The following is a 16,313-nucleotide window of genomic DNA, read 5'->3' on the forward strand; positions in this document are numbered from 1 at the left end:
GATATCCTCCTTCATACGCCGCTACATCACGCTGGCGACAGACTCTGCCAATCTACGACAGGGTATTTATCCCTTTGCTGCAAATACAAATCCGCCATGGTCTGCCAGTTAAACTCTGACAGCAATGCCGATAATCTGGGCTCCATGCGCTCCAAGTTCAAATAGTGCCGGAACTTTGATTTTCGAGAAGCCTGTATCATTCGAGGCTGGGCGGTATCGAGCTCCCAGGGGTGAAAGTAGAAAACTACCTGTCCCTGTTCTCTGGCATGTTTTTTCAACGCCCAACGGGTAAGAGATAATGGCAACAGACGAAAATAACCGCCGCCCGATATGGGTAGGTTATGGCCACCCATCTTTAAGGTACTGGCAGGGATCTCGATTAATCCATTTGGCAACCTGAATGGCGTCGTCGGTGCATCGGGGACGCCATAAAGGTCGTGTTTAATCGGATAGATGCTGGAGCTATAACTGTGCCCGGCTTCCAGAATAATATCGTGTGCCCATTGATTGTCCTGACTTATGGAAAAACAAGGCGCTCGATACCCTTCTACCGCTTTGCCACTGATATCTTCTAGTAGCTTTTTTGCACGACCTACATCTGCGGCGAACTGCTCTGGCGTTAGCCCACATACACGTTCATGCCCGTAGCCATGGCTGGCGACCTCATGGCCTGCCGCGACAACTTCTCGAACTAACTCGGGCTCTCGCTCAGCCACCCAACCAAGAATAAAGAAGGTAGCTTTGGCGTCATGCTCAGCGAACAAAGCGAGCGCTTTGCGGGTGCTGATAGCCACACGACGCTCATAGTTGTCCCACTCGCTTCGCTTTACAATGCCTGCAAACGCTTCTACCTGGAAATAGTCTTCCACATCGATAGTCATCGCGCCTTGCAACTGCGACATAGGGCTATCCTTTTGCACGAACCTTTTCCAATAATGCCAGCGCTTCCTCTCGTTTCTGGAACTGGGCAGCGGCAGGTTTTGCCAGCATGGAGTCGAGCACTTTCTCCGCATCCTCTGGTTTATCTACTGCTGCCAACGCTTTGGCATAATTAAACTGAATCCCCAAGTCGTCACTGGCTGATGTCGCCGCTTTTTGTAAAAGAGCCAAAGCTTCTTCGTTTTCACCCTTGGCGAGGAGAATAGTTGCCAGCGTATCCTGGATCATGGCGTTGCCACTCACCTTCGCCATTGCGCTACGGGCGTGCTTTTCAGCTTCGTCTAAATGGCCTTTCTCAGATAGAAGCCAAGCCAGATTGTTCAGCGCAATAACATTGCCATCGTTTTGTTCAATCAAGGTTCGATACTGGTCAATCGCCATGTCCTGGTCTTTTGGCAGATAGAGCTGGGCTAACAAGCTACGTGCACCTTGATCATTCTCATGATCTTTCAACCAGGCTTCCAAGTGGCGCTGCGCCTGTTCAGTGTTGCCTGAGCGAATATATGCATGGCCCAGATAAAGCGCTCGTTGTGCAGTCGGTTCTTCCCGTTGCACGTTGCTTAAAATGCGAATGGCACTTACCCATTGCCCTTGGTGCATTGCCAGCCGCCCCTCAAGCTCCTGCATATAGGTGCTGTCTACACCTTTCGCTTTGAGTGATTCAATTTCTTGAGCCGCGACAGGGATCTTGCCCGCTTTCAACTGCAGGTTTGCCATCATCAGCGACAGCAGCGTTTCATTAGGGAACTTAGTTAACGCCCCCCGAGTCACGTTGATCGCTTTATCGAACTGCTGCTGGAATTCGTGATTTTCAGCGAGGAACAGCGAAGGACGAAAATCATCTGGCGCATTTTCCAGCCAGGCTTGATACACCTGTTGCGCTTCGCCTAACTTCCTCTCTTTGGTTAACAATCGCCCTTTAGCCATTGCCGCCTCGCCGTAAAACTCAGCACCAGGCTTATAGCTATCAAGCAGGTCGACGGCTTCATCTCGCTTCCCTTGAGAAAGCAAAAACTGCGCTTTAACCAGAGAGCCCTGCGCTAATTCAGGGTTTTCAGCAACGGCCTTATCCAAATACTCGCCAACCAACTGAGAGTTACCGTTGTCTCTTTCAACCAGAAACCACTCACGGAGCAGCCTGAGATTAAGTGGAGCGTCGTTGAGCAAACGCTGATACATATCTCTTGCAGTAGCGACATCGTCTTGCTCTGCAGCAACCAGCGCAGCCTGATAGTAGGTATTGCGTTTGTCACCCTCTAACAACAGAGCACGATCCAGCTCCTGCTTAGCTTTATCGAAATCACCCATGCTTCGATAAATTGTTGCCAGTAAATTGGCAGCATCAATCTCTTCTGGTGCTTCTTTGGCCCACTTTTGAGCCACTTCCAGCGCTTCTGGTGCCCGGTCTCGTTTTACCAAGTTCAGTGCCAGCAACAACCGAGCGCTCTTCATCTCCGGATTTTGTTCCAAAACCTGTTCAAGGTCAGCCAGCCCACCGGCATCATCCATCGACAGTTTGGCCATGCCCAGTCGAAGCATGTTGGCCGGGTCGCTATTCCCACCAAGAGCTCGCTCAAACAATTCTTTGGCCTGCTCATGTTCGCCACTTTTCATGAACTCTTCGCCCATCTGCGAGAGCAACGCCATATCGTTTTCATTATCTAACTCTAAACCACGCAAGGTGTCCGCTGCCTGGTCGTGATAGCCCAACCGGAACTGGGTTATCGCCAATGTTTTGCGCGCGAGATGATTAGAGGGCGTTAGCGGCGCGACACCGCTAAGCAGCTGATATGCCTGTTCATTATTACCTTCAAGGAAGTGGCAATAACCTGACAGCATGCGACTGTTGAAGTGCTCAGGGAGGATCTGAAGGACTTCGGTCGTTCGCTCAAGCACTGAGGGGCAGTCTTTACGTTCAAATGCAATAACGGCTTCGTAATAGATAGGGACAGGATGCTTGGGTAACGTCTTGCGAATGGTAGTCAGCTCTTCCGAAGCTTTGTCGTACTGTTTAGCCGCAATCAAAGCTTCGCTCTGCAGCAAGCGATAACCCATGATTTTTGGCTCAACACTGACCAGGTGAGCAAAGGTAACCGCGGCTTTTTCTGACTCACCACCTGCCAGCAACAATCGCCCTTTAAGTACCAAGGCTTCAATAAAATTGGGTTGTTCAGCAAGTAGCTTATCCAGACTGGCGAGAGCATCTTCTAGCTTGTTGTCTAATGTACTCAGATAGGCCCCACCCAGCTGTCCCATTGGCGCTCTGGGATCCATCTCGTTGGCTAGCTCGAATTCTAATCGCGCATCATCAGGTTTGTTCTGATTGACCAACGCTTGTCCGCGCATCACATGAAGTAAAAGGCGAGTATCGGCAGGCAATTCGCTCAAGTCTTGAGTAAGCTCAAGCAGTTCATCCAAACGCGCAGTCTGATTCAAAACTTTCGCCAAGGGAACAAGCGCTTCAGATCGCTCAACGCCCAACTCAAGGGCTCTCTCCAATTCTTTCTTGGCGCCTTCTGCATCACCTTGTAACAGATAAGCTTTACCGAGAAGCAAACGGACTTGGGCATTCTTCGGATTGAGTTTGAGCGCATTTTTGTACTCAATAATGGCTGCGGAGGGTTGCCCCTGCTCGATATATCCCGAAGCCGAATTTAAATAATCTTCTTCGGTTCTATTTTCGCCACAACCGGCCAGTGCGATAGCCCCTGCTAACAAACTAACCCGCCACAAGTGACGTTTTCCCTTGCCTGCAACCATTTTCAATCTCTCCCTCTGCATTTCCTTGCCAGCCTGCGCTTACTGCGCTTTTTTGTTTCGCTCGTCGGTAATGTTGTACTTGTCCATCAATGAATAGAGAGTTGGACGGGTGACTCCCAACAGCTCTGCCGAGCGAGATATATTGTAATCAGTGTAACTGAATGCTTTGAATATCAGCTTCTTCTCTGCTTCTTCACGCACAGCGCGCAGATTAAACGCCATATCTTTTTCAGCCAGCGCGTCTAAGCCCAAATCTTCAGCTGTGATTAGTTTGCCATCTGCCATGATGGCGGCCGACTTGACCTTATTCTGCAGCTCACGAATATTTCCCGGCCAGGAGTAATTACATATTGCTTTCAGCGCATCATCATTGAACCCTAGAATATTGCGTCCCAGCTCCTGGTTGTAGCTATGCAAAAATGAACGAGCCAATAACACAACATCACCCTCGCGTTCTCGCAGGGCTGGCAAGTTAAAGGTGATCTCGGAGATGCGATAGAACAGGTCTTCACGAAACTCATCATTCGCGACCATTTCCTGAAGATCCTTGTTGGTGGCGCAAACCACGCGAACATCCACAGGAATTTCCGTACGGCCACCGACAGGCTCTATGACTCGTTCCTGCAAGAATCTGAGTAATTTGGCCTGGAGAGCGCCTGGCATGTCGCCGATTTCATCTAAAAACAGCGTGCCGCCCTGAGCACACTCGATCTTCCCAGGTGTTTTCTTGTGGGCTCCGGTAAACGCACCTTTTTCAAACCCAAACAGCTCACTTTCGAGCAAATTTTCAGGAATTGAAGCACAGTTAATGGCAACAAAAGGCGCATTCTTACGAGGGCTCAGCTGGTGAATTGCGCGAGCGAATACCTCTTTACCCGTTCCGCTTTCACCTAAAAGCAGTGCGGTTGCCTCCGTTGGGGCAACGCGCTCAGTTAATCGTACGACCCGGGTCATTTCAGGGCTGGTACCTATAATTCCGGCCGTACCAGGCGTAGATGCCTCCACTAAACGGCGGTTTTCACTTTCGAGACGATGAACCTGAAAAGCGCGGTCAATGATGACCTGAAGGACATCAGGGTCAATCGGCTTGTGGTAATAGTCGTATGCACCCTCGGCGATAGCTTTTAAAGCGTTCTCTTTGTCATCGTTACCGGTGACTACGATCACTTTAGTGGAGGGAGCGAGAGAGAGAATTTCTGACAGCGCTTTAAGGCCCTCACTGGCATTAGCAGGATCAGGCGGAAGACCCAGGTCCAGCGTAACAACCGCAGGCTCAAAGCGCCTTAATTGTTTGATCGCTGATGCACGATCATCAGCAAAAACCAGATCATACTTGTCCAGGCTCCACTTCAGCTGTTTCTGAATGCCCGGATCGTCATCAACGATCAACAAATAATCTTTTTTAACCACCAAGCCTATACTCTCCATGTTGTCGGGGCGGGTCTAGTATGACAGATCCGCTCTAGCTGTGAATAGGTAAAGATAATGTAAAACAACTTCCTTTACCTTCCTCACTTTCAACAGCCAAGCTGCCACCACACCCCTGAACAAACTGACGAGCATCGTAAACCCCGATGCCCATACCAGCGTTACCTTTAGTTGTGTCGAAAGGCTTAAATAACCTCTCGTTTATGAATTCCCGGCTCATGCCACAGCCCGTATCATTCACTAGGATTTCAACCCCCCCTTTCCTGGTGGCCATGGTCACGGTCACTTCTCCCTCGTCAGGCGTTGCATCCTGTGCATTCTGAATCAGGTTGCCAATAATGGCGGCAAATCGCTCACCATCAAGGCTGATGCTTATCTGCTCGGAGCAAGAAAGAATTGGCTTAGGCTGGGACTGCTGATGACGAGCCACTTGTTCTTCGAGCAGGCTGCATAGATTCACCTGCTTGCGTGACTCCGGAGTGGGCGTACTTTGCTTCAGCTGAGTCATCAACCGCTGCATTTTGGCCACCGCATTACTGAGTGTATCCAGACTGTCATCAATAAACTCTGGGTTGTTTTTATGGCGAACGGCATTGACCACAATAAGATTCAATTGCGCCACAATGTTTTTCAAATCATGCAACAAGAATGCGGACATACGATTGAATGCATCAAACTGCTTCGACTCTGTCAAAGCTTCAGAGGCCTCATGTAAACTGAGGAAAGTTGCCAGTTGGTGAGCAACCGTATTGAACAAATCTCGATCTTCCCAATTGATACTCGGCTCGCCCTCTGCACGGCCGAGCGCAAAAAAGCCTGTCAATTGTTCGCCTTCCATCATGGGCACCAATATCTCAATTCCATTTTGGCGCAATAAAGCAACATCGATAGATAGTGAAGCATAACGCCCGGGATGATTCTGATATTCATCCAAATCGATGATCCAACGCGTTTCCTGGCAGAACGGCTTGGCCAGCGCAACTTCTCTGGCTATATCTCTGGTGGCGTTGTTACCAAGAGAGGCCGTATGAGCTTGCTCAACCAAGTGCTGTCCTTGTCGCCTCAATAAGCATCCTGTGGAAGTTTTGGCTACCGTAGCCATCGCATCCAGAGCCGTCGAATAGATACAATCATCGACACCTCTCTCTGCTAATTTCTTGTTAGTTTTCAGCCACTCGATTCGGTAGTCATATCTATTGGCATAGAAGTGTTTGGTGATAAATACTTGCACTTGGCGGCGTAGCGAGTCGGACAAAAAAAGTGAGGCTAACAGCAACAGTGCGAGCGCAAAGAACAACATTTGGCCCAGCGTGCCCCACTCGCCACCAAAGTAACGAATGTAATAACCTGCACCAGCCATTAACAGTAAATAAATACCCGCGCCAAATAGCAAAGTGCTGTGAAACACCACTTGGCGAGAAACAAAGATCTTCAGAGATAACTGCTTTATTCGGCGAGACGATATCAAAAGGAAAGGAACACTAAGGGCGAATACCAGCCCTCTGCCCACCCACATAATCAGATCCAAATGATTGAATAAAGTTGCCTCAGCGTACATCGCGAAATCAAACGCAAACTGCGCGCCATAAGCCAGGCACAAGGGTTTCAACGCCCAGCGTTGTTGATTATCTCCATATCGAAAAACCTGTTCTACAGCCATCAACCCGACGACAGCCAAAGAGAGGTGGCCACTAAACAACACCGTAACCGGAGGAAACTTCAGTTCTGGCATAAAAAGATCGGAGAAAATCAGCAGTAGTGACAGAGGCAGAAACCAGCGCAATATCTTACTTCGCTTGATCAACACATTGATGGTCTCAGATGAGTGCAACAAGCTCGCTAGTAGCAATATAGATACTATATATCTGGCACCATCGAGCGCCAGCATGAGGTGATAAGGCGGATGCTCAGCTAAGCTACCAATACCGAGAAGAACAGCCCAAACCAAGTGGAAAAGTGTGGTTGCAAAAAGCAGTTTGGCAGGCAATCCGGTCCGCTTGGTTGTCAGCTGCAGGCCAAAAAAGAGCAAAAATGCTAAACCAGCAAACAGATAACTAACCAGATTTATTTGCGCCATATCCATTCTGGGGAAACCTCCATATAACACCATCATCATCCCAGACCACCACTCGATAGTAGCAGTAATGAACCTGGCCACCTACCTGTTCTATACAGAAACGAGACTCAGTATCAATAAATCATAATTTGACCAGTTAACATCTATTAATTAACAAGTTACAAACTAAGTATCTTTTCTATTTCTCTCTCTGCACTACACTCTCCCTTAGCGATAAATAATGAGAATAGGCAGTGTCGTTCTTTCGAGCCGTACTCAACCAATACCTGGTTTTAATCTGCTGTTTGTTTATTGCAGCGACTATTCGCTCGGATGGCTTTCTTGAGATCTTCACCCCCGAGCTACTTGCCAAGGTAACGAAAGACTACGGTGAAGAAGCCGCTACCAGAGTATCCAAATTAAAACGACTTCTTGAGCGTGGCCAAAATCTTTCCGAAGGCGACAAGCTAAAACTCGTAAATAAGTACTTCAATAAAATCGCCTTTAAGCATGACAAAGATCACTGGGGCCAGGAAGATTACTGGGCAACACCTGTAGAGTTACTCGCCACTGCGGCTGGGGATTGTGAAGATTATTCGGTAGCGAAGTACTTTTCTCTGCGTGCGCTCGGTGTCGCTCCGGAAAAGTTACGTTTAATGTATGTGAAAGCTATACGTATCAACCAAGCACACATGGTATTAACTTACTACGAAACACCAGATGCCATGCCTCTCGTTTTGGATAACCTGACCAATAAAATTAAGAAAGCTTCAGAGCGCAAAGATCTCGTGCCTGTGTATAGCTTTAATGCGGAAGGGCTTTGGCAAAGTAAGGCACTGAATCGTGGTAAACGAATTATCGAAAATAGCCAACAGCCTTGGTATGAGCTGCTTGAGCGAATTGAATCTGGCTATTAAATAGGAGCTTAATATGTCCCTTCGCACACGGTTGTTACTGCTACTGGTCTTCACCAGTTTGCTGGGCGCTGGCGTCTATTTTGTAGTACAGCTGAAGCAGACACAGGAATACCTGAAGGAACAGCTACAAACTCATGCCACCGACACCGCGCGATATTTTGGTATGTGGTGCCTGCAGCATGTCGAAACCGGCGATCTGGTCATGGTCGAGACACAAGTAAATAGCCTGGTCGACTCGAACTACATTGGTGAATTTACTCTCACCGACAAAAATGACAAAGTCGTGATCCACCGAACCGGCAGTCTTCAGCTGGAAGGAGTTCCGGGCTGGTTTATTGACTGGCTTGTGTTGGAACCGGGAACAGGTCAATCAGAGCTCTACTCATGGAACTATCTAGGCAAGATTGAGATCAAGAGCAATACAGGGCTGGCATATGAGTATCTCTGGTTATCAGCCCAAAAGAGCCTGCGGAATGCGCTATTTATCGCTATTGGCGCTTCAGCCCTAGGACTATGGTTCCTGTTAGTGATCCTTAAACCACTCCGTAACATCGAGCGCCAAGCCAACGCCATTGCCGAACGTAACTTCTTCACTATCGAGCTGCCAGAGCCGAGTGAATTGCGGAGCGTTGTTGTAGCAACCAATAAGATGGTGGAAAAGACTGAAAAAAACTTCAAAGACCTTAGCGACAGGGCGGAAAAACTGCAGGCAGAAGCGTTTATAGATGGATTAACCCAACTGCGAAACCGACGGGCATTTATTGACCACTTGAAAACCCTGCTGAAAGACCCCGAACAACCCAGTGGTGCATTATGGTTTGTTAGATTGACGGGTATTGAAAGCCTGCAACAAAGATCCGGAGCCCCGGTAGCAAAAGAGCAGATCAAACGTGTCTGCCAACTTTGCCAGGAAGTAGCCGAGCACTTCCAAGGCTGGGCATTTCGAACTTCAGAGAGTGAAATAGCACTGCTGTTACCCACCCGTTTGGAGCAGGTAAAAAATGTAGAAAGTCTGTCAAGCTCCCTCGAAGCCTTTGCTCATCCTGAACAAACGCAGGGGGTCGCCATTATCGGAGTGTGTGATTACCGTCCTGGTATGGAGATGAAACAACTGCTCGCCAATGCTGACCATGCCCTGACACTCGCCGGTCAACCTGGTGAAAACCGGATCCATATTCTCACACCTGAAGAAAAACTAGATGCCGACCAGCTCGACATTGCGGCCAGAAAGCAAAAATTACTGAGGCAGATTCGACCGCCTCACCTGCGTTTGTCCTGCCAACCCATCTTTGACAGTGGTAACGACCAAATCCTTACCTACGAGTTGCTTTCTCGATTCTATGATGACAGCGGGGAGCCTCTCAACACACCAGATCTGTTTGCGGAGCTAGGCAGGTTGGGGCTGATTGAAGAGCTGGATAAGTCCGTCATTTTGCAAGCTCAGGAACTCGCTGGCAGGCTTCCGAGGCTAAAGTTTGCCATCAACCTTTCGGTACAAACGGTTCTAGACAGTAAATTTATCGATTGGCTGAGACAACAAACCTCAGGAAGCAAACTAACAGGCCAACAGTTAAGTTTTGAACTAAGTGAACACTCACTGCAGCAGCACATGACCGGCGCGGAACGTTTTATATCACAAGCACGCTCACTTGGTTTCGGAATCACCATTGAGAAGTTTGGTGTAAGTACACTGCCTTTCAGCTATTTACGGCAAATCCGCCCAGACCACCTGAAAGTAGCAGGAAACTACGTACACGGCATCAGTGACGAACGCGAGAATCAGGATTTTATTCGCACCCTAATCCAGCTGGGACATGGGCTAGACATAGATGTTTATGCTGAGCAGGTTGAAACAGAAGAAGAAGCCTGCACCCTGAGGGAGCTGGGTATTGATGGATTGCAAGGCTACCTGTTTGGGCAGCCTGAATCGGTAGAGAAGCTAAACTAACCAGCGCTGGTTCCAACCGAGCCATCGTCGGTTTCGCCGCTTCCTGTGCTGCCCTCACTGCCAGAGTTATCGTCAAGGAAGTCATCGGGCACTTTGCGCAGAATAACTTCAGAGGAGTCACTTGCAAGCCCATTGACATCAATCACGGTGACTGAGAAGAAGTAGTAACCGGGATTCAGCGATTCCAATGAAAGCCCAGGTGATGAAGAACCTCCAGGCACTTCATCAAGCAGTTCTAACTTAAACCTGTCTTTGCCAAATAACACCTGATACTTATCAATTTCCCAGCTGGCAAGCTCTGTTTTGTCAGTGCGTGTCGTTGGGATACCCCAAGTCAACATGGGTATTGGATCAGGCTCAGGAGCCACCTCGGGAGGGTGAACTTCTGGAGCACCGGGTAGAGCCTGTTCAGGTGGGTTGTCAGCTGATGAGCCGCCACTGCCACCACAAGCGGTTAAAATGATGGCGATAAAAAGGCTCCACACCAGCCTCAATGGAGTTGTGGTTTTCAAAGCACACTTTCCCTAGTCCAGGACCAAATTTAGTCCAGAATAACTATCAAATGTTAACGTTTATAAAGATGTGGACGGCAGGGAATACGCTCACGCAGGCGCACCTCACTCACAAGCGAGGTACACCTTCACACGTTCTCAGATTAAATGCAACGCGCCTGCATGTCAGAGCTGGACAAATTACCACGCATGCTGTGGCATATTTGATACCACTCTTGGTTATCCAAGCCCCAGTACTGCAGTACCGCTTTACTCATTTCGTCACTGCTGTTCTGCACCAACATGTAGCCGCGCTCAGATTCGTCTCCCTTCAATAACTGCATCTGATAGGGGGTTGGAGAGATTGAGCAACTGATAGACGTGAGTTCACAGTCGTCACATCGTGTGACTTCACTGATAAAGCGCTTTAGGGTTTTTTGGCAGCCGTCTAGAGGGTTCAACTGAAACAGTAAAATGCCTTCACCATCAACGCCTTTGACGTTGTATCGAACTCGGGCTTGCGCATAGAAAGGGGTTTTGTTTGCCCAGGCAAGAACGCGATCCATGAGCAATGCTTCTTCTTCGCCTGACTGTTGCAGCGCCACCAAGGCCGCAACCCCAAGCGTTCCATAGATAAATGTTTTAAGTTTCATGCTGACATCCTTGCCACGCCGATTGTTTATGCAGAAGTTTAGGTTGGCTGCCTAATTATTCGCCACAACCAGCCATTTTGTCCAATTTTATCCATCATAAGGTTCGAAGCATGAGATGCAGTCAATGTATGCCTCTAACTCGTAATAACGTTCACGCTGCGCCTTGAGTTCTTGCTCGGGTAGTTGTACCTGGCAAGCGGCATTGCCAGAACAAGAAGATTGCCAAGTCTTTAGAACCACTTGCCGGTACTTCAACCAGCTTTCCTGCTGCTGAATAATCAAGCGTGCTTCGCTAACTTTGCCCTGTTTGGCTTTACGCTCGATAACGAATTCATACACTCGTTCAACTTCGTCTCGCCACTCATCGACCACGTCAACGTAGCATTCCGCCAAATCAACCATGTTTTTGTTTTTTAGCAGACACGCCTGTCGCGCTGAATCCAGAGGGTGAGGAGTTGCACTCGCCCCAAATGCGATTGCAGATAACCCCAATATGAACATACCTGCTGCGCGAATCAGTCCTTTCATCGTTACTCTCAACTAAAAAATTCAGAAATATATTAGCAATTTGCATGGATTGGTCACTGATCCCAATTCACAGTTTTTAGTATATTGGCTGGCATACAAAATGCTTCGACAACCATAGCCAGAGGATGGGTGACGGCTTTTCGACGCCGCGGTAGTTCCATCAAGATGTCAATTTTGACGATAAAGCACGAATATTTTGCGATGCAGTTCAAAATTAACGTTGTTCTTTACTCTACAAGGCGATTGTAGCTGTCGGGTTATTGTACAGTGTTACATAATATTCGTAACAACCTGGCAACAATTGAATATAACTAGAACCGTATCCGAGGAGTCTTCCCGTGGTTAAACCGATTTATTTGCTGACATTGCTCTCATGTCTGTTCAGTTTTGCTGCACAGTCGGCGTCGGTATACCGCACCGTAAGTGGCAAAAATGTTCTCTCTATCGAATTACTCGAGGACGATTTAGTTCACATCGAGTGGGCGATGCATGAGAACGCATCTTCCGGTCGCATTTACACGTCCCCCATGGTGCTGCGCAACGACCATAAAGCCAAACCTATTCCTGCGGGTGGTAACACCCTGAAAACGAAAACGCTTGCTGTTCGTATCGATACTTCCAGCCTATGTGTGAAAGTAACGGACATCCGCAAACAACCTGAGTACACGCTCAGCGAACTGTGTCCTTTATCGACCAAGCCAGACCAGCTCAGCTTGCAGTTCAGCCGTGAGAACTTCTACCACATCTACGGTCTGGGCCAACAACATCGCAAGCTAGGCGAACTAAATGGTGACTTGAGTGGCCAGCGCCGCACTCCAGGCAATGAGATGGGCAACCGAATGGTAGGCCAGGGTGGTGGCGCCGTAGGTAACACCCAGGTGCCGGTCGCATATTTCCTCGGCCAGGGTATGCAGAACTGGGCCATGTTTGTAGACAACACCTATGCTCAGACTTGGGACTTCACCAGCGACCCATACAAAATGAACACAGGTGGTGATGCCCTTCGTGTATATGTGATGGGGGGTCGTAACCTGCAAGACCTTCGCTCAAACTACCTCGACCTGACCGGTCGCCCGCCTGTGCCACCTCGCAAGATGTTTGGTCTGTGGATGTCTGAATATGGCTTCGATAGCTGGAAAGAAGTCGATATGGCAATGCGTGATCTGCGCGCTGCAAAATTCCCGGTTGATGGCGCATTTCTGGACCTGCAATGGTTCGGCGGTATCAGAGAAGGATCTGACAACACTAAAATGGGCTCACTGCGCTGGGACAAAACAAACTTCCCCAGCCCCAAACTGCGTATCAAAGAATACAAGAGTAAATATGGTCTGGGCATCATCCCGATAGAAGAGCCCTACGTTGGTAAACGCTTACCTGAATACCTGACAATGGCAACCAAAGGGTATCTTGTTCGCCAGTGTCCTTACCCTTGTGACCCGGTTTATCTGGAAAGCAACCCTTGGTGGGGTAAAGGCGGCATGCTCGACTTCACTCACCTTGAAGGCGCGAACTTCTGGCATGACTGGCGTCGTGAGCAACTGATTAAAGATGGTGTGATGGGTCACTGGACTGATTTAGGTGAGCCTGAACAGTACGATGTGAACGCTTGGTACTCAGGTGTGGGCATTGGCACAGAGACTCAACACGGTCACCGCGACGTGCACAACCTATACAACCTGTTTTGGAGCCAAAGCATTGCTGAAGGCTACCAGCGTAACAAACATAAGCAGCGTCCGTTTATTCTCAGCCGCTCAGGCACTGCCGGTAGCCAGCGATTCGGCACCGCTTTGTGGTCTGGTGATATCGGCTCAAACCTTAAAAACTTGGCCGCACACATAAACACCCAGATGCATATGTCAATGTCGGGTTTCGACTACTATGGCTCAGACATCGGCGGCTTCCACCGCAAAGCGCTGGCTGGCGGCAATGCTGACGAGATGTACACTCAATGGCTGGCGGTGAGTGCAGCGATCGATATCCCGATGCGCCCTCACACGGAAAACCTGTGTAACTGTAAGGAAACCAGCCCAGCTAAGATTGGTGACGTTAACAGCAACCGCGAAATCATTCGCCAGCGTTACGCGCTTACTCCGTATTACTATTCATTAGCGCACGAAGCATACACCCGTGGTACCGCCATCTTCCCACCTATGGTTTATCACTATCAGGATGACCCAGGTGTTCGTACGCTTGCGAATCAGAAGATGATCGGTGATCGCATGATCGTTGCAACGGTAGCCGAAGCCGGTGCCCGTGAAGCGCTTGTATATCTGCCTAAAGGCGAATGGATTGACTATCATGACCACGAGCGCTATCAGAGTGCCGGTGAGTGGTTTGGCCCATTCCCTCTTTACCGCGAAGGTATCTACCGCCTGCCAACGTTCGTTAAAACTGGCACAGTGATTCCACAATATATTGTCGATGACACTATGATGAATATTGATGGTCTGCGCCCGACTGGCGAAGAAGAAAATACCCTGTTGGTTGTGGCCTACCTTGGCGATGGCAAAATGAAGAGCAAGTTCACCATGTATGAGGATGATGGCACTTCAGTTGACTACCAAAATAAAGCGAAGCTCAGCACCGACCTAGTGTTAAAGCAGCGCAAGAAATCTGCTGAGCTAACCATCGCCGAAGCGCGTGGTCGTTTTGATGGCATGAAACCAGGCCGTGAAGTAAACACCATGTTTATTACCCACGGTCAGGAGATCAGCTCAGTTACCTACCGTAAAGAGCGTTTACGCAAGTACAACAGCATGCAAGAGTACAAACGCGCCGCTAAAGGTTGGTATCAGGATGGTAACCGCGTGTATGCAAAAGCAGGCATTATGAAACTTGCGTACGTAAATCATGTCGAAATTATCTGGCGATAACTTTCAAAAGGTATGAAAGATGGGCTTTAAACTGACTCCGCCGGCACAACCCGGCGAATTTGAAGAGGCGAAACGCTACTTCTCAGAGCAAGGTATCTGGCATGAGGTGAAAGACCAGAGCATTGACGGTATCGTCTATTGCTATCGCTGGCGCACCAAGCCTAGCTCTCTGGCGGAGTCATTCTCAAAAGCCGAACATGAGGCCGGTGAGCTCTACCCCCCGATGAAGCCTGGCGAGTTTGACGAAGCCAAGCGATACTTTCAGCAGTTAGGCCTTTGGGAAGAGGTCAAACATCAAGAGAAAGAGGGGCTGGTATACTGCTACCGCTGGCGCCATGCATCCAAGTAGAACTAACAATAAAGGGCACCATTATCGTGCCCTTTTTCGTATTTAGAAGAGAGAGATGAATGTCTGAGAGTGTGTGGGATAGCTTTAAAGTGTTGCTGGTTGACGACGAGCCAATCACGCGCCACTTGCTCAACAGCCTGTTACAACAGCTCGGCTTCTCTGCGATCACAGTGTCAAGTGATGGTGAGGAAGCGCTTACCTGCATGGAACAAGAGAGCTTTGACCTCATCCTGACTGACATAGAGATGCCTTTGGTAAACGGTCTCAGCGTACTGCAGAAAGTTCGATGCGGACTGACCAAGCAAGCACGTAACACCCGAGTAATGATTATCACCAGCCATGATGAAGTGCCCATTTTAGGTACAGCCATCGCTCTGGACGCCGATGCAATTATCAACAAGTCGATCTCGGTAGACCAACTGAAGACACGGATTGACCACCTGCTACTAGGTCCGCAACCAGAATTAAGACCCTCGGTGGCATACGAAGTACTCGATACTGAAAAGCCATTGCAGCTGGAAACAGACCCTTTGGCAGATGATGCCAATGGAGGAGGTAAGCGAGTCGCGTTTGACGCTCTGGTAGAGGGCATGTTGTTGGCGCAGCCGATAGTCAGCGATTCTGGTTATGTTCTGGTTAAACCAGGTGAACCACTGACGCTCGGCAAAATAGGTCTGTTACAGGATCTGGCTGAGTACCTTCCCAATGCTTATGCTCAAGTAGCAGACTAACGTCTGCTACTCCCAGCCCAAACCTGGCGGTATCTCTTTTTCCTGTTTTCCTTTGATTGGCCTGAAAAATGCCTCGATATGAGAGGCATCCTCGCCCTTATCACCTGTTAACTGCAACGGCTCAGAAAGGATGAGGCGCTTATTGGCAAAGTCTAAACCCAACATCACCAAAGGGATCTTGGCACCCAAAGCAATATGGTAGAAGCCGGTGCGCCAGCGATGTACACCTTTACGTGTACCCTCAGGTGCTAACCCCAATACAAAGTTGGGGTGCTGTTCGAACAGCTGAACTGCATCCTGAACAAGATTACTGCGTTCATGACGAACGACTGGATATCCCCCCAATGCCCTGAAAAACCATCCGAAAGGTGGCTTAAACAGCTGGTGCTTGCCAAGAAACTTAATCTCAAGTCCCAATGCAAAGCGCGCAATGATACAGACCACGAAATCCCAATTGCTGGTGTGGGGGGCACCAATCAACAAATACTTAGGAATCGCTGGCAAAGATCCTTCTATACGCCAACCCATTCGACGTAATAACCAAACACAGAAACCTTGCCACATTAATCCACCTCAAACTCTGCGTAATTCACTGCTCACAGGCTAACTTTAGACCTTCTCCCCAAACTAAGGCTGCTTT

Annotated in this window: 13 protein-coding genes; 5 read left to right on the forward strand and 8 right to left on the reverse strand. The window is 48.9% G+C overall.

Translation table 11 applies throughout. From position 1 onward, the window contains the following. Positions 1-26: 26 nt before the first annotated feature. The 4 genes from ABEA14_RS14900 to prsK are packed head-to-tail and all read right to left on the reverse strand — an operon-like array spanning position 27 to position 7,285. Positions 27-902 carry an XrtA system polysaccharide deacetylase gene (locus ABEA14_RS14900; protein ID WP_345340887.1) on the reverse strand — a complete coding sequence of 292 codons (876 nt, stop codon included), beginning with the start codon at positions 900-902 and terminating at the stop codon, positions 27-29. Positions 903-906: 4 nt separating this feature from the next. Further along, entirely contained in the window at positions 907-3,699 is a 2,793-nt protein-coding gene (gene prsT / locus ABEA14_RS14905) for an XrtA/PEP-CTERM system TPR-repeat protein PrsT (RefSeq protein ID WP_345340889.1), read from the reverse strand. 39 nt (positions 3,700-3,738) lie between these two features. Further along, positions 3,739-5,112 (reverse strand): PEP-CTERM-box response regulator transcription factor, encoded by a 1,374-nt coding sequence (prsR, locus tag ABEA14_RS14910; protein ID WP_345340891.1) that lies wholly within the window; start codon positions 5,110-5,112, stop codon positions 3,739-3,741. A gap of 49 nt (positions 5,113-5,161) precedes the next feature. Further along, on the reverse strand, positions 5,162-7,285 hold the full coding sequence (gene prsK, locus ABEA14_RS14915) for an XrtA/PEP-CTERM system histidine kinase PrsK (protein ID WP_345340893.1): 2,124 nt from the start codon (positions 7,283-7,285) through the stop codon (positions 5,162-5,164). A 152-nt stretch (positions 7,286-7,437) separates the two neighbouring features. Between prsK and ABEA14_RS14920 the strand changes: the two genes are divergently transcribed. Together ABEA14_RS14920 and ABEA14_RS14925 are read left to right on the forward strand one after the other, a co-directional pair. Further along, positions 7,438-8,100 carry a transglutaminase-like cysteine peptidase gene (locus ABEA14_RS14920; RefSeq protein ID WP_345340896.1) on the forward strand — a complete coding sequence of 221 codons (663 nt, stop codon included), beginning with the start codon at positions 7,438-7,440 and terminating at the stop codon, positions 8,098-8,100. Between the two features lie 13 nt (positions 8,101-8,113). Next, positions 8,114-10,048: a bifunctional diguanylate cyclase/phosphodiesterase gene (locus tag ABEA14_RS14925; RefSeq protein ID WP_345340898.1), complete on the forward strand. Its 1,935-nt coding sequence runs from the start codon at positions 8,114-8,116 to the stop codon at positions 10,046-10,048. Here the strand turns inward: ABEA14_RS14925 and ABEA14_RS14930 are convergent. The 3 genes from ABEA14_RS14930 to ABEA14_RS14940 form a co-directional block, all read right to left on the reverse strand. Continuing rightward, positions 10,045-10,560: a hypothetical protein gene (locus ABEA14_RS14930; RefSeq protein ID WP_345340900.1), complete on the reverse strand. Its 516-nt coding sequence runs from the start codon at positions 10,558-10,560 to the stop codon at positions 10,045-10,047. The genes ABEA14_RS14925 and ABEA14_RS14930 overlap by 4 nt on opposite strands. Before the next feature lie 143 nt (positions 10,561-10,703). Beyond that, entirely contained in the window at positions 10,704-11,192 is a 489-nt protein-coding gene (locus ABEA14_RS14935; protein WP_345340901.1) for a hypothetical protein, read from the reverse strand. An 87-nt stretch (positions 11,193-11,279) separates the two neighbouring features. Next, positions 11,280-11,720, reverse strand: coding sequence for a hypothetical protein (locus ABEA14_RS14940; RefSeq protein ID WP_345340903.1), 441 nt, complete (start codon positions 11,718-11,720; stop codon positions 11,280-11,282). A gap of 338 nt (positions 11,721-12,058) precedes the next feature. Between ABEA14_RS14940 and ABEA14_RS14945 the strand changes: the two genes are divergently transcribed. The 3 genes from ABEA14_RS14945 to ABEA14_RS14955 are packed head-to-tail and all read left to right on the forward strand — an operon-like array spanning position 12,059 to position 15,673. Then, positions 12,059-14,593: a TIM-barrel domain-containing protein gene (locus ABEA14_RS14945; RefSeq protein ID WP_345340905.1), complete on the forward strand. Its 2,535-nt coding sequence runs from the start codon at positions 12,059-12,061 to the stop codon at positions 14,591-14,593. A 19-nt stretch (positions 14,594-14,612) separates the two neighbouring features. Further along, positions 14,613-14,942: a hypothetical protein gene (locus tag ABEA14_RS14950; RefSeq protein ID WP_345340907.1), complete on the forward strand. Its 330-nt coding sequence runs from the start codon at positions 14,613-14,615 to the stop codon at positions 14,940-14,942. A gap of 59 nt (positions 14,943-15,001) precedes the next feature. Then, positions 15,002-15,673, forward strand: coding sequence for a response regulator (locus ABEA14_RS14955; RefSeq protein ID WP_345340909.1), 672 nt, complete (start codon positions 15,002-15,004; stop codon positions 15,671-15,673). A gap of 6 nt (positions 15,674-15,679) precedes the next feature. On the opposite strand, the gene ABEA14_RS14960 is transcribed toward ABEA14_RS14955, so the two are convergent. Next, complete coding sequence (locus ABEA14_RS14960; protein WP_345340911.1) at positions 15,680-16,237, reverse strand: lysophospholipid acyltransferase family protein; 558 nt, start codon at positions 16,235-16,237, stop codon at positions 15,680-15,682. Positions 16,238-16,313: the final 76 nt, after the last annotated feature.

Origin of the sequence: Corallincola platygyrae (genome assembly GCF_039544265.1) — a bacterium.
GTDB lineage: Bacteria > Pseudomonadota > Gammaproteobacteria > Enterobacterales > Neiellaceae > Corallincola > Corallincola platygyrae.

Coding starts and splice junctions, on each gene's coding strand:
- ABEA14_RS14900 (WP_345340887.1), bottom strand. CDS start 902: ATGTCGCAGTTGCAAGGCGCGATGACTATCGATGTGGAAGACTATTTC.
- prsT (WP_345340889.1), bottom strand. CDS start 3,699: ATGGTTGCAGGCAAGGGAAAACGTCACTTGTGGCGGGTTAGTTTGTTA.
- ABEA14_RS14925 (WP_345340898.1), top strand. CDS start 8,114: ATGTCCCTTCGCACACGGTTGTTACTGCTACTGGTCTTCACCAGTTTG.
- ABEA14_RS14935 (WP_345340901.1), bottom strand. CDS start 11,192: ATGAAACTTAAAACATTTATCTATGGAACGCTTGGGGTTGCGGCCTTG.
- ABEA14_RS14940 (WP_345340903.1), bottom strand. CDS start 11,720: ATGAAAGGACTGATTCGCGCAGCAGGTATGTTCATATTGGGGTTATCT.
- ABEA14_RS14950 (WP_345340907.1), top strand. CDS start 14,613: ATGGGCTTTAAACTGACTCCGCCGGCACAACCCGGCGAATTTGAAGAG.
- ABEA14_RS14955 (WP_345340909.1), top strand. CDS start 15,002: ATGTCTGAGAGTGTGTGGGATAGCTTTAAAGTGTTGCTGGTTGACGAC.
- ABEA14_RS14960 (WP_345340911.1), bottom strand. CDS start 16,237: ATGTGGCAAGGTTTCTGTGTTTGGTTATTACGTCGAATGGGTTGGCGT.